The organism is Paenibacillus sp. P22, assembly GCF_000469945.2.
Lineage (GTDB): Bacteria > Bacillota > Bacilli > Paenibacillales > Paenibacillaceae > Paenibacillus_O > Paenibacillus_O humicus.
The window spans coordinates 1-12,704 of record NZ_CBRA020000087.1 but is presented as its reverse complement, the minus strand read 5'-3'; the positions used below and the strand labels follow the sequence as shown (position 1 = coordinate 12,704).

The following is a 12,704-nucleotide window of genomic DNA, read 5'->3' as shown; positions in this document are numbered from 1 at the left end:
TGAGGAAAGTTCCAAACTCTTGAAGAACATCGAAAGCTCGGAAAGTCTGAAAATCACTCAACTTGTTTATAACAAAAAGCAAATGGTGGAATTAGAGCATGTTTCCATCCGTTATGGAGAACACAAAGTATGCAACGACGTAACCTTTACTATTGAACAAGGAGAACGTATTACACTTGTGGGTCCAAACGGTTCGGGAAAATCAAGTATTCTCAAACTAATTCTTAACGAGGATATCCCTTTTACAGGAACCTTTCGCAAAGGTAGTCAATTAAAAATTTCATACGTATCACAAGATACCTCACATCTACAGGGCAACTTATCAGATTATGCGAGCCACAACGAGATTGACGAGAGCTTGTTCAAAGCGATTTTAAGAAAACTCGATTTTTCACGCATACAATTTGAAAAAGATATGTCTTCATTCAGCGGCGGACAGAAAAAGAAGGTACTGATTGCAAAGAGCTTATGCGAGAAGGCACATCTCCATATCTGGGATGAACCGTTAAACTTTATTGACGTCATTTCCCGTATGCAAATTGAAGAACTATTGCTGGAACATTCTCCAACAATACTTTTTGTAGAGCACGATAGTGAATTTTGTGAAAATATCGCTACCAAAATCGTCGAATTGTAATGTGACTTTTTCTTATATAAATTCGGAGGTTGAAATAAATGTTTGAAGTTGTAAATGTTCATGTGAACCTTTCATTGTCCGTTGGCAGGGTTCACGATCATACTAAACGGGTGCCGGAGTATTTTCCATCTATTGATAGATGCACATAGCGACTCTAGCTACAAGCTTCGTGGGTTTTAATTTAGTTGGATAATGTAGATTTTTTGCACCTTTTATTGGTGCTTAAGGTGTTTTCTCCGGCTCAATAGGAGAAAAAATATGAATAAACTTGAAGGTGAACACTATTAGCATCTCAGTTAGTTTTTCTACCGTCAGCACTCATCCCATGTGGAGTCCGTGGCGCTGTTAGTACAAAAGAACAAGTAAAACGGAGATCTATTGGAGGAAATAGTAAAGAGGGGGCACCCTCTATTTTTTGAATCTATTGGTTGACTATGATTCTCTCGGGGTTATAATATACTTTGCTTTAACATGCCGTAAGTGAGTTTTACCTCTTCGGAATAAGGATTTCTCCTAGTATTGATAGAGAGGTTTTTGATATGAGAGATAATTTTTGGCGTGATTTACCACGGCCTTTTTTTTATACTGGCGCCCATGGAAGATGTGACGGATGTTGTTTTTCGCCATGTCGTTAGTGAAGCAGCCAGACCGGATGTGTTTTTTACAGAGTTTGCGAATACAGAGAGTTACTGTCACCCGGAGGGAAACCATAGTGTGCGCGGGCGCTTGACTTTTACAGAGGATGAACAGCCCATTGTAGCCCATATCTGGGGAGATAAGCCGGAATACTTTCGTCAGATGAGCATCGGTATGGCGAAAGAAGGATTCAGAGGCATCGATATTAATATGGGTTGTCCTGTAGCGAATGTAGCAGAGAACGGGAAGGGAAGCGGCCTGATCTGCCGTCCAGAAACCGCAGCGGATATCATCCAGGCCGCAAAAGCCGGGGGATTGCCCGTCAGTGTAAAAACAAGGCTCGGTTTTAGTGCCTTAGACGAATGGCGGGGCTGGTTAAGCCATATTTTGCGACAAGACATCGTCAATCTGTCCATTCATCTGCGGACAAGAGAGGAAATGAGCAAAGTAGATGCTCATTGGGAACTGATTCCGGAGATTAAGAAACTTCGTGATGAGGTGGCCCCAAATACACTTCTGACCGTTAACGGGGATATCCCTGACCGTCAGACCGGCTTGCAGCTCGTTGAGCAATACGGTGTGGATGGTATTATGATTGGGCGCGGTATTTTTCATAATCCATTTGCTTTTGAGAAGGAGCCGAAGGATCACAGCAGTGAGGAATTGCTTGATTTGCTAAGGCTGCATCTAGATCTCCATGATCAATATTCAGAACTGGAGCCACGTTCGTTCAGACCGCTTTCCCGATTCTTTAAAATATATGTCCGTGGATTTCGAGGGGCAAGCGAATTAAGAAATAGCTTAATGAACACGAAATCAACAACTGAAGTGCGTACGCTGCTCAATGAATATGCAAATAAGGAGCATGATGTGGCGGAGGAAAAAGGAAATTAAGTGGCCAAGTCAGGTGAGGCAACGGACGATTGCGGTATAGATTGGTTAGTTCGATAGGGAGAATTCGGCGTAGAAAGTAGAAAAAACACTTGAAGATGTTGAGGATCGGATGAATGGAGACGGGGCAAACCGGAGAGCCAACAATCCTTTCCTCTGTTTTTATATGGAGGGGATTACATGTCCTGGAGCAAATTGAAGCAGCAACTGGAGAGCTTTCTCTGTCCTGCGTTAGAAGGAAGGGTAGAATACCGCGCACCTGGTTACCGTTATTCACCTGATAAACCAGGTATTTGTTATATCTCTGTAGATAAAAAGAATGTACTCAATATGATGGATAAAACCAGCTTCATCAGATGGTATCAGACGGAGCTGGAAATCAAGAATGATCCACATATTCAAATTCCTATCAGCAATGACGATATTGAAGCGGTTAGAAAAGCTGCCAAAGGGACCGTGCCGGAAGATCGTCTACAAGTAATGGCCAGAAGCAGAATAAGTTCAGAATATGCAAAGGAGCTTTTGTCAGCGCAGGCTTCATTAAGCAAATCAAATTTTATCGTTGTGGCTACTAAGTTTTTATCTACTTCTATAGAGGAAAGCTTAGATAGCAATGATATCTTATTGAATATCCTAGCCTTGGTGGACAGAAGGATTGGAAAAAAGCGGATCTTGACCATGTCCGAGAAGATGAAGTTAAAGCATCCGAGTGTGCAGTATTTCTATGAACTAAGGCGTAACACATTGTGAAGATAAGTTTTGTTCACACTGTCTTCTCCACACATGTGGAGTCGGTCAGATTGAGGGTTCGAACATGAGATGTGACAGATTCGATTGTCTCCGGCTATCGCGGTGCATTTCGCACAATGACGGCCGGTTGGGGGAACAGGATGCAGTACCGAGACGGAAAGCTGCTAGAGATGAACGATGCGAGCAATTGATAGGCGATCCCGAGAATGTCGCAAAATGAAGGGGTGTCCCATAAGTCATGATAATGACGATGGGACACCCTTTTATACAGGCTATTTATTGATTTTTTCACCTGGGGAACTAAAGCAAATGTCCGCCAGACACTTCAATGTCCTGGGCTGTAACCCAGCCGAAATCATCAGACAATAAGTTCACAATGACCTTCGAAATATCTTCGGGTTGGCCGATTCTGCCGAATACAGATTGCTCAGCCAGCGGCTGAATGAATTCAGGATGTTTGTCGAATACTCCATCGCCAAAATTGCTGTGCGTAGGACCGGGCGAAACTGCGTTGACCCGAATTTGGCGAGGTCCAAGTTCTTTGGCGATGTAGCGAGTCCAATTTGAGAATGCTGCTTTTAACGAGCCGTAGATGGAGTAGCCTGGGAATGATTGGTTTTTGGATGAGCTCGTAGTATTTACAATAGCTCCAGCATCCTCCATGAATTCGACAAGTTGCTTTGTTAAAAAAACCGATCCTTTGAAGTTCGTATTAAGAATCTTGTCGAAGTATTCTTCGCTCATATCAGCGAGCATCATTGGCCCACCGACACCGCCATTATTGACTAAGTAATCAAAAGTCGTTCTGTTCCAGATGTCTTGGAGGCTCTTTTTCACTTCAAGAGCAAAACCTTCGAATGTTGATATTTGAGTCAGATCCAGCTTCAGTGCGAGAGCCCGAACGCCTTCAATCTGCTCAATTTCCTTAACGACAGCTTCTGCCCGGTCCTTATAGGAATTGTAGGTGAGAATGACGCTAATTCCACGTTTGCCAAGCTCGAGCGCCGTCGCTTTTCCGATGCCATTACTTCCACCTGTTACAATCGCAATTTTCATAAGATCTTCCTCCTAATTTTGTGTTCGTTTATGTTCGATCTAGTTTCAATTTTAGTCGCATCTGTTGAATTAACATAGATCTAATAATTCCATCTTATTGCCTAAAACCACCACGTTACCTTTCGTGCAACCCCAATTATCCTTTATATATGTCCTATGATGAGTCTAAAAATGCCGAAGCATTTCAAAGCTGTGTTGAGTGACAATGAAGTCGTGTGATAAAATAAGGGCATGAATAACGTCCTTGATGAAATTATTGATCTCATGAGCGGCGCAAATACTCGACAAATGGAAACCGGAGTACCGGGGCTAAGTATGATTAAGGGAGACATCCCCGCTCATCAACTCGCATCGCTCTACGAGCCGATGATTGGTTTTACGGTTCAAGGAACAAAGGTTCTTTCCATCGGGGAGCGCAGCACTGACCTGAAAGGGCCATCATATTACGTGTTGCCGGTGCATGTTCCTGCAAAAGCGAGTGTACATCCAGACCGCGAGGGCCGTCCTTACATGTCCCTTGGTCTTATGTTGAACCAGAATGTTCTTCAGAGTTTATTGAGAGATCTTCCTGAAAATCAATTACCCACTGCTTCAGAGCATTTCGCAGCTTGTGAAATGGACATTGAATTTATGGAGGCATGGCTGCGCTTATTGCGTTTATCGAAAACATCAAGAGACATTCCTGGTCTTGCACCAGCTTATGAGCGCGAAATCCTATATCGCGTTCTAATGGGACCACAAGGATGGTATCTGAGGCAATTTGGTCTACGGGAAAGTAATTTATCTAAGATTCCCCAGTGTATAAAATGGTTTCGCAATAATTTTATGAAGCCAATAGACATTGGCGAGATGGCATCAAAATCTGGCATGGCTATAAATACCTTTCACCGTCAGTTTAAAAGGGCAACGGGTTTAAGTCCTATTCAATTTCAAAAGCAATTAAGGCTTTTGGAGGCTAGAAGCCTCATTGCATTTGAGGGCTATCCAGTAGCCAGTGCCGCATATCAAGTTGGCTATCAAAGTCCCTCGCAGTTTAATCGAGAATACTCTCGCTTCTTCGGTTCATCTCCAGCTCGGGACACTGAGAATCTAAGACGTATCGAAAGCACAAGGGATTAGATAGCGGGCTTCTTTTTTGTGTACTCCACACATGTGGAGTGCTGTTCGCTGCTGGTAAGAAACGTTTGAATACAAGGCGCATCGGCGATCAAGCCCTTCCTTAAATATGGAAGGGCTTTTATCCCGTTCATCCCGTTCAACAAGTGGATGACGCTCGAAGAGGGTCTACGTCAAATCGTAAACGAAATTCAGGCTTAAGGGAGCGTATGAAACAGAGGTTGATCCCGAAGGTCTAATGCGACCGGAGGGATTGCGTCTTTTTTATGCGGGGCAAGGAAAGTTTGGAGAATGTTTGGGGAATAGTACTTCATTATGAACCGTAATGGAGCGTAGAGGAATGAAAGTATTATCCATGATTCAACCGTGGGCGGCTCTGCTTGTCCAAGGCGAGACACTCTATGAAACAAGATCCTGGAAGACCCGGTATCGCGGACCGTTGGCCATTCATGCAAGCCGGAAAGTCGACAAGCAGGCCTGCAAATATGAACCCATCCGTTCTTTGCTCGCCAAGAATGGCTATACGGAACAAAACCTCCCTACGGGGGTTATCCTTGCAACCTGCGAGCTTACGAATTGTTATCAAGTCATCGACGCTGATGATACGTCAGCCATTCTGGATTGCGGGGAGGTCGTGACGGGGGATGACTTCCTGTTGGGCGATTACAGTCCAGGTTATTTTGCGTGGGAAATAGCGGGTTTTCGTCTGCTTAAGCCCTATATTCCCGTGAAGGGAAAGCTGGGACTATGGGAATATCCGATAGGCGAAGAGTTGATGGTAGGATCGACGGAAATAATCCATTAATGGAGGTTCTGACTTGACCAATCACTTGTTTTCTCCTTATGAAATTAAAGGGCTGCAATTGAAAAGCCGGGTAGTCATGGCGCCCATGTGCCAATATTCCGTAACCGCCAGGGATGGCAAACCCAACGAATGGCATTACGTTCACTACCTTAGCCGCGCAATTGGCGGTGCAGCCTTGATCATCATGGAAATGACGGATGTTGAGCCGGATGGCCGAATAACCGACTTTGATTTAGGGATTTGGTCCGATGACCATATTCCGGCATTTGCCCGAATTATTGATGGGGTTCATGCTCACGGGGCCAAGATCGGGATTCAGATTGCTCATGCCGGCCGAAAAGCGGAAGATGCTGAAGAGCCAGTGGCCCCTTCCGCTATCCCATATCCGGGATCCCGCTATAAGATGCCTCGCGCACTTACAGTCGATGAGATCAATCAGATGGTACAGCTCTATGCGGATGCAGCCCGCCGGGCTGTACAGGCAGGCGTAGATATGATTGAGCTTCATGGGGCGCACGGATATTTAATTCATCAGTTTCAATCCCCTTTTACGAACAAACGGGAAGATGCGTATGGACAAGACCTGACCAAATTTGGGGTGGAGGTCATACAGGCGGTCAAAAAGGAAATGCCTGCAGATATGCCGTTATTTTTCCGAATCACTGCCGTAGAGTACGCGGATGGAGGTTATGGCATGGAACATGCCATAATGTTATCTAAAGCTTACCATGCAGCAGGTGCAGATGTTTTTCATGTAAGTTCTGGCGGGGAAGGACCCGTAGGGGAAAGAAAGCCTGGCAACTACCCAGGCTATCAAGTTCCTTTTGCGCGCAAAATTCGGGAGGCTCTTGGGGTGCCCGTCGTCGCTGTAGGCATGCTTGAGGACCCGGCACTTGCCCAATCCGTCGTCTGCAGCGAAGAAGCGGATTTAGTGGCGATCGCCCGTGGCATGCTTCGAGATCCTTACTGGACTATCCATGCTGCTCAATCGCTTAGAAGTGAATATGCCCCCATTCCAAAGCAATATGAGCGGGCTTATCATTAAGGGGAAAATAGGGAGGCAATCCGAATGTCATTAAAAGAGAAGCGGGTCATCGTTGTAGGAGGCACATCAGGCATTGGATTATCGACTGCCAAGGCATTTCTGGATGAAGGGGCCAAGGTAGTGATCGCAAGCCGTTCCGCTGCCAAGCTCTCGGAAGCCAAACAAACGCTTGGCGGGAATGTGGAAGCTTACGAGCTGGATTTTCGGAGTGAAGAGAAAGCCGCGGATTTTTTCGAAAAGGTTGGCAAGTTTGATCACTTGGTGATCACCGCTGGCGAAGGCGCGATGGGTGAGTTCCGCGAATTGCCGGTTGAACAGGCGCAAACTGCCTTCGACAGCAAGTTCTGGGGCCAGTATATCACCGTTAAAGCGGCTATCCCCTATTTGAACCAAGAAGGTTCCATCTCCTTGACTTCCGGCGTTTACGGCAAACGGCCTCCGAAGGGGGCCTCCACGCTGGCTGCGATCAACTCGGCGTTGGAGGGGTTGATGCGGGGATTGACGGTGGATCTTGCCCCGATTCGGGTCAATGTGGTTTCTCCCGGAATCGTAGATACGCCTGTCTACGCAGGCATGCCGGAGGAAGACCGGAAATCCATGTTCAACGCCATTGCGCGCCAATTGCCTGTCGGACGGATCGCGCAGCCGGAAGATATTGCCGAAGCTTATGTTTACCTTGCGAAAAACGGATTCACCACTGGCTCCGTTATCCTGATTGAGGGCGGGGCTCTCCTGTCCTAAACTCAGTACGTAAAACATAGTAAAGATGCACGGAGAAGGTCATGAATATCTACGCGAGTAGAGTTCATGGCCTATTTTTCAAACAAGCTTTAACGAAAGGGCGTAGGATTGATTTTTAGGATAATTCATTCGATTAGAGGATAGGAGAATAAAGCGGTGGACGATGCCATTATTCTCAAGTGATTAAAAAAAAACGGATTCCCGACTCCTGTCGCACAAGGTGATGAAATCCTGCGAATGAGGGAGTGAACGTGAGATAAACCCTTAAAACCGAGGGACGGGCAGTTTTAGGCACGGATATTGACTTTACTTTAGGTAGTAACTATAATGGTTACAACGGTGGTGATGCACTTGAAACAAATAAGCACTCGCTTTTCTATTGCTGTTCACATCCTTTCCCTGATTGCGGTCAGTCCAAACGAATGTACGGGGGACTTCATTGCGGGCAGCGTAAATACAAACCCCGTTATAATCCGGAGAATTATGGGGATGTTAAAAAAAATGGGGTTAGTGGAAGTACGGCCTGGGGTTGGAGGTGCTTCTCTACTCAAGGCACCTGAGGAAATTACGCTTCTCGATGTTTATCGGGCTGTAAATGTGATTGAAGACAACCAATTATTCCGTTTTCACGCAGATCCGAATGAGCGATGTCCAGTCGGGGCGAACATTGAGTCGGTTCTCCAATCCGAGTTGAATGAGGCTCAATCCGCTATGGAACACAGGTTGGCGCAAACGACTTTGAGCCAACTCACACCAAGGTTCAAATAAATGAGAGCTCCTTATAAGAGAGCTTTTATTTTATAGACTTGTTGTAACTAATGCTGTTATAACAATGGGTATTACAACAAAATATAAGTGGAGGAATAGAAGATGAAAATGTTGGTCACAGGTGCGACAGGGAAATTGGGAACTATAGTTGTAGAGACGCTATTGAAATCTGTACCGGCGAGTGATTTGGCTGTCAGTGTCCGCGATCCAGAGAAAGCAGAAGGATTGCGAGTTCGTGGAGTAGAAGTTCGTCAAGGAGATTTTGACCGTCCAGAAACATTGGATGCTGCTTTTGCAGGTATCGATCGTCTATTGATTATTTCTGCGGATGGAGACAATGAAACAAGAATTCGGCAGCACACAAATGCTGTTGCTGCTGCAGAGCGTGCTGGAGTTAAATTCATTGCATATACAAGTGCAACGAATGCAAACGAAAGCAAGTTATTCCTTGCTGAAGTACACCGTGTCACAGAACAAGCCATCGTCAAAACGGGCATTCCTTACTCCTTCTTACGCAACAACTGGTACTTGGAGAATGAAATTGCGAGCATTCAAGGCGTGATGGCAGGAGCTCCTTGGGTGACCTCCGCTGGATCTGGCAAAGTGGGTTGGGCACTGCGGCAAGATTACGCGGCGGCGGTTGCAGCCGTATTGGCGGGGAACGGACACGACAATACCATTTATGAACTTTCGGGTAAGCTGATGACTCAAGAAGAACTGGCATCTGCTCTTGGCACGGTATTAGGCAAGGAAGTGCCTGTCCAACAGGTCGATGACGCCGCTTATGCCGACATCATGAAAGGCGCAGGTGTACCCGACTTCGTTATCCCTATTCTCGTAAGTATCCAGCAAGCCATTCGAGAAGGCGCACTGGAGCTCGAAAGCAATGATTTCGAAAAGCTGCTCGGTCGTCCAGCTACGCCAATTAGCGAGGCCCTGACTCAACTAGTGAACGAAATCTCTTAAACAAAATAACTGAACTTTATTGAAAACCGACCTTTCGTAATGTGAGGTCGGTTTTCGATTTATAGGTTCAAATCTTGACGGCCAGCACGGGCGACGGACAAGCTGTCCTGACCTGGAATGCCGCGCAGGGAGCTGTGGCTTACAGTGTCTATCAAGGGACGGAAGCGGTCAGCGTGGACTGCGAGGTAGACAGCCTGACGATCGCGCCGAGCGTGGCGGACACGGGATATGGAATCGTTGCAGTCAGCTGTATGACAGCGTGGGCTTGCTGATCAACGGTCCCCAGTGAAAAAATGATCGTTGGCAGACTCTATTTACCCAGCACAAGCTCCGAATTTTGCATGATTAGTGTAAATCTGAACACTCTGGATATTTGCAAAGTGACGCTAGGAGCAAGGCATTATCCTGGCGTCTTTATTTTTCACTTTATTTGATAGGAAGGATACAGATTCTCAAAGTCGTGACAGTTAAAGTCGAGTCGAAAATCGGGGTAATCATCGATTTGTAGCAAGAGTTTATTTATACGAATAAAGGTGCTCTCGCAGAAGAAGCCCGAAGGCTTTTAATGAATGAGCTGAAGCTGATTATCCTTCATTTTCCAATTAGAAAGCTGACTATTGGCAACTTCCGCTTGGAAGATGTTGGTCTCCGAATCGTACATGACTATACTGGCATTCATGGTCTCATTAAGATTTACGCTTGCCAGCGAACCGTTCACTGTTTTGTAGAGTGTTGTTTCCGCTGCTGTGCCTACGGTAGCGACGACTTCTTTGATCCCGTCTTGGTCCAGATCAGCCTCGACGGTATTTGCTTCGATATGCAACAGGGCTGGCGGGGAAGTGGTGAGCGATACATAATCTGATATCGGGGCATTGGCTCCAACTGTACCGGTCACTTTAATATAGGATTGACCCAAAGCTTCAACAGTATTTATGGAGTAGTCAATGGCCCCTTCGTACCCAATCTGTCCAATTTCATAGCTTCCCTCTTTGGTTTGGAGAACTGCATACACTGACTTTCCATCGTCATTTTTTTCATAAACCACAACCGTGGAATCATCGAACGCTTTACTTGTCAATTGCAGGGGTTTTTCTAAATCGTCGATTTTGGTTAGCGGCGCGGCAACCGTAGACGGTGTATATTTCACCTGAATCTGCTTGGCGTCAGGTGCCGCAGCTGTGGCCGCAGGCTTTGCCATCGAACGGGCATTATTCATTGCTGAAGGGGGAGAATCTTTCTCTGAAGCCGGGGTGCTGCATCCTGCTAGAACACCTAGGACAATTGATGCTGCTACTGCTTTCTTCATAAAAACCAACCACTCCCTCATGAACTTTGCTTTTTATTTCAAACGACGATTTCTTACTTCATGCTTCACTCTTATAGACGTATCCTTTGAGTATTTGTTAGTTGAAAAACCATTTTTTCAAAATACCATGTCCAGATTGATTCATGCTTCCTCCTCTAAATATGTAAAAATCCTGTATGGACCGGTAGCGAATGAATAAATGAATATTTACAAGCATTGCCTGGTCCCCAAAAGAGGGGGGTTGAACCCCTCTTTTTTGTCGTGGACTAAAAATAGAATTCAGGATAAAACGGACAATTGAGATATAATAGGGCGTGTATGGAATCAAAAGTGCTTATCGGGAGCCATTCGGCAGGCTGCCTCTAATCCATTCATCGTTCTTTGAATCTTCTTTTTCGCAACGGGAAGGAACGCATCTCCATGAAGAAACAATTGTTCGTGCTGATCGGCATGGTCCTGATCTTTGCCGCCGCCACCTCTGCGCTCATCTACAACTGGCTCCATCCCGTCGAGGATTACCCTGAGGCGCGAGGGGGGATTCTGGACGCCAGGGATTGGGATTTTGCGCAGCAAGGAATCATTCCACTGCGGGGCGAATGGGAGTTTTATAAAGATGAACTGCTGACTCCCGGTGATTTTGCCGTCCATGGAGAGGAGCTGCAAAGCAAGCGGAGCCTGTTGAGCGTCCCCGGCAACTGGAAGGGAAGCGTCTCGGCCGACGGCTTCGGCGCGGGAACGTACCGGCTGCTGGTGGAGGTGGGCGATGCCGATTTTTACAGCCTGAGGGCCAAGAAAATCCGCATGTCCAGCCGCATCTATATGGCAGGCGACGATCTTGGAGGCAGCGGACGGCCGGACATCGCTCCGGGAGACTTTGTTCCCAGCAACCTGCCGTTCTTCGGGACGGTCAAGGCCGAGAGCCGCAACATTGAAATCATCGTGCAGGTGGCAAGCTACCGCTATCTGCAAGGCGGACTCGTGCAGCCGCCGGAGTTCGGGCTGAGCGGTGAGGTGCTGAACCGGCGAGACAATTCCCGGATGGCCGACATGATTCTCGTCGCCACCCTGCTCGTCTTCGGCATTTATTTCGCAGGCATGTTCAGGCAGTGGGGCCGGGAGCCGTACCTGATCTTCTTCAGCCTGTTCTGTCTGTCGCTGGGCCTGTTCTTCAGCATCGACAACGAGATTGTGCTGGCTTCGCTGCTGCCGTCGATCTCTTTTCTGCCGCTGCAAAAGCTGCTTTTCATCCTGCCGGCGATGTCGATTTTATTTTTCATCTATTACGTCCGGCTTTATCTGGAGGACAAGCCCGGCAAGCGGATGAAGGCGTTCCTGTGGGTCAGTTATCTGTTTCTGGCCGTCCTGCTGGCGATTCCGAATGAGTTTCTGGTTCCGATCATGTGGCCGGGCATTGCGATGCAGCTTCTGGCTTTCGGCTTTATTTTCACGTCGATATTCCGCAATCGGCATCATGGGGTGAGGATCTACTCTATTCTGCTCGGAGCGTTCTTTCTCATTATCAGCTGGGTGTTCGCCCAGACGCGCTATCAGCTGGCTCTGGACAGTCCGTATTATATGATCGTCACGCTGCTGCTCGTCGTATTGTCTCAGTCTTTTCTCATGACGGACCGGATGCGCGAGGCCTATCTGCAGAGCGAACGGCTCGCTCAGCAGCTGCTTGTCTACGATCGGCAGAAGGATGAGTTCCTGGCCAAAACGTCGCATGAGCTCCGGACGCCTCTGCACGGCATCGTCAATCTGTCGCAATCGCTGCTCGACAACACCGACGCCCCGCTCGACTTCAAGCACCGCGACAACATCCGGCTGCTGAATCTGATCGGACGGCGGCTGGCCGGACTGGTCAACGATATTCTCGACATGAACCGGATCCGATACGGGGAGCTGCGGGTGCAGCTCAGGCCCGTCGATCTGTACATCTCGACCGGCTTCGTCATGGAGACGCTGTCGATTGCTCCGGTCCATCCCG

General features: G+C 47.2%; 12 protein-coding genes and 1 pseudogene. 11 read left to right on the top strand and 2 right to left on the bottom strand.

Annotation, left to right across the window (positions count from 1 at the left end; genetic code table 11):
- From BN871_RS13710 to BN871_RS13700, 3 genes and pseudogenes are all read left to right on the top strand, one after another.
- Nucleotides 1-637, top strand: a 637-nt coding sequence (locus tag BN871_RS13710; protein WP_048746649.1) for an ATP-binding cassette domain-containing protein, incomplete at its 5' end; no start/stop codon positions are given.
- Between the two features lie 539 nt (nt 638-1,176).
- Nucleotides 1,177-2,167: pseudogene (locus tag BN871_RS13705) on the top strand (tRNA dihydrouridine synthase).
- A gap of 177 nt (nt 2,168-2,344) precedes the next feature.
- Nucleotides 2,345-2,914, top strand: a complete 570-nt coding sequence (locus BN871_RS13700; protein WP_048746643.1) for a hypothetical protein — start codon at nt 2,345-2,347, stop codon at nt 2,912-2,914.
- A 300-nt stretch (nt 2,915-3,214) separates the two neighbouring features.
- Here BN871_RS13700 and BN871_RS13695 read toward each other — a convergent pair whose 3' ends face one another.
- On the bottom strand, nt 3,215-3,970 hold the full coding sequence (locus tag BN871_RS13695) for an SDR family NAD(P)-dependent oxidoreductase (protein ID WP_021877997.1): 756 nt from the start codon (nt 3,968-3,970) through the stop codon (nt 3,215-3,217).
- A gap of 231 nt (nt 3,971-4,201) precedes the next feature.
- Here BN871_RS13695 and BN871_RS26915 point away from each other — a divergent pair, with 231 nt between their 5' ends.
- From BN871_RS26915 to BN871_RS27725, 7 genes are all read left to right on the top strand, one after another.
- Entirely contained in the window at nt 4,202-5,089 is an 888-nt protein-coding gene (locus BN871_RS26915) for an AraC family transcriptional regulator (RefSeq protein WP_021877998.1), read from the top strand.
- Nucleotides 5,090-5,426: 337 nt separating this feature from the next.
- Nucleotides 5,427-5,891 carry an ASCH domain-containing protein gene (locus tag BN871_RS13690; RefSeq protein ID WP_048746640.1) on the top strand — a complete coding sequence of 155 codons (465 nt, stop codon included), beginning with the start codon at nt 5,427-5,429 and terminating at the stop codon, nt 5,889-5,891.
- Between the two features lie 13 nt (nt 5,892-5,904).
- A complete protein-coding gene (locus BN871_RS13685; RefSeq protein WP_083436436.1) occupies nt 5,905-6,936 on the top strand; it encodes an NADH:flavin oxidoreductase/NADH oxidase in 1,032 nt (343 codons plus the stop codon).
- Between the two features lie 24 nt (nt 6,937-6,960).
- Entirely contained in the window at nt 6,961-7,677 is a 717-nt protein-coding gene (locus tag BN871_RS13680) for an SDR family oxidoreductase (RefSeq protein ID WP_048746639.1), read from the top strand.
- Between the two features lie 351 nt (nt 7,678-8,028).
- The gene (locus BN871_RS13675; protein ID WP_048746644.1) at nt 8,029-8,445 is read left to right on the top strand and encodes an Rrf2 family transcriptional regulator; all 417 of its coding nucleotides are present in this window, start codon (nt 8,029-8,031) and stop codon (nt 8,443-8,445) included.
- A 102-nt stretch (nt 8,446-8,547) separates the two neighbouring features.
- Nucleotides 8,548-9,411, top strand: a complete 864-nt coding sequence (locus BN871_RS13670) for an SDR family oxidoreductase (protein ID WP_021878003.1) — start codon at nt 8,548-8,550, stop codon at nt 9,409-9,411.
- Nucleotides 9,412-9,485: 74 nt separating this feature from the next.
- The gene (locus tag BN871_RS27725; RefSeq protein ID WP_127508804.1) at nt 9,486-9,683 is read left to right on the top strand and encodes a hypothetical protein; all 198 of its coding nucleotides are present in this window, start codon (nt 9,486-9,488) and stop codon (nt 9,681-9,683) included.
- Between the two features lie 290 nt (nt 9,684-9,973).
- Here BN871_RS27725 and BN871_RS13665 read toward each other — a convergent pair whose 3' ends face one another.
- On the bottom strand, nt 9,974-10,717 hold the full coding sequence (locus BN871_RS13665) for a hypothetical protein (RefSeq protein ID WP_157060290.1): 744 nt from the start codon (nt 10,715-10,717) through the stop codon (nt 9,974-9,976).
- 420 nt (nt 10,718-11,137) lie between these two features.
- Here BN871_RS13665 and BN871_RS13660 point away from each other — a divergent pair.
- Nucleotides 11,138-12,704 (top strand): histidine kinase dimerization/phospho-acceptor domain-containing protein (locus BN871_RS13660; RefSeq protein WP_048746637.1); only part of this gene is annotated, 1,567 nt, incomplete at its 3' end.

Bases quoted from the DNA above. Each gene is read 5' to 3' on its own strand.
- BN871_RS13665 (WP_157060290.1), bottom strand. From the start codon at position 10,717: ATGAAGAAAGCAGTAGCAGCATCAATTGTCCTAGGTGTTCTAGCAGGA.
- BN871_RS13700 (WP_048746643.1), top strand. From the start codon at position 2,345: ATGTCCTGGAGCAAATTGAAGCAGCAACTGGAGAGCTTTCTCTGTCCT.
- BN871_RS26915 (WP_021877998.1), top strand. From the start codon at position 4,202: ATGAATAACGTCCTTGATGAAATTATTGATCTCATGAGCGGCGCAAAT.
- BN871_RS13695 (WP_021877997.1), bottom strand. From the start codon at position 3,970: ATGAAAATTGCGATTGTAACAGGTGGAAGTAATGGCATCGGAAAAGCG.
- BN871_RS13670 (WP_021878003.1), top strand. From the start codon at position 8,548: ATGAAAATGTTGGTCACAGGTGCGACAGGGAAATTGGGAACTATAGTT.
- BN871_RS13680 (WP_048746639.1), top strand. From the start codon at position 6,961: ATGTCATTAAAAGAGAAGCGGGTCATCGTTGTAGGAGGCACATCAGGC.
- BN871_RS13690 (WP_048746640.1), top strand. From the start codon at position 5,427: ATGAAAGTATTATCCATGATTCAACCGTGGGCGGCTCTGCTTGTCCAA.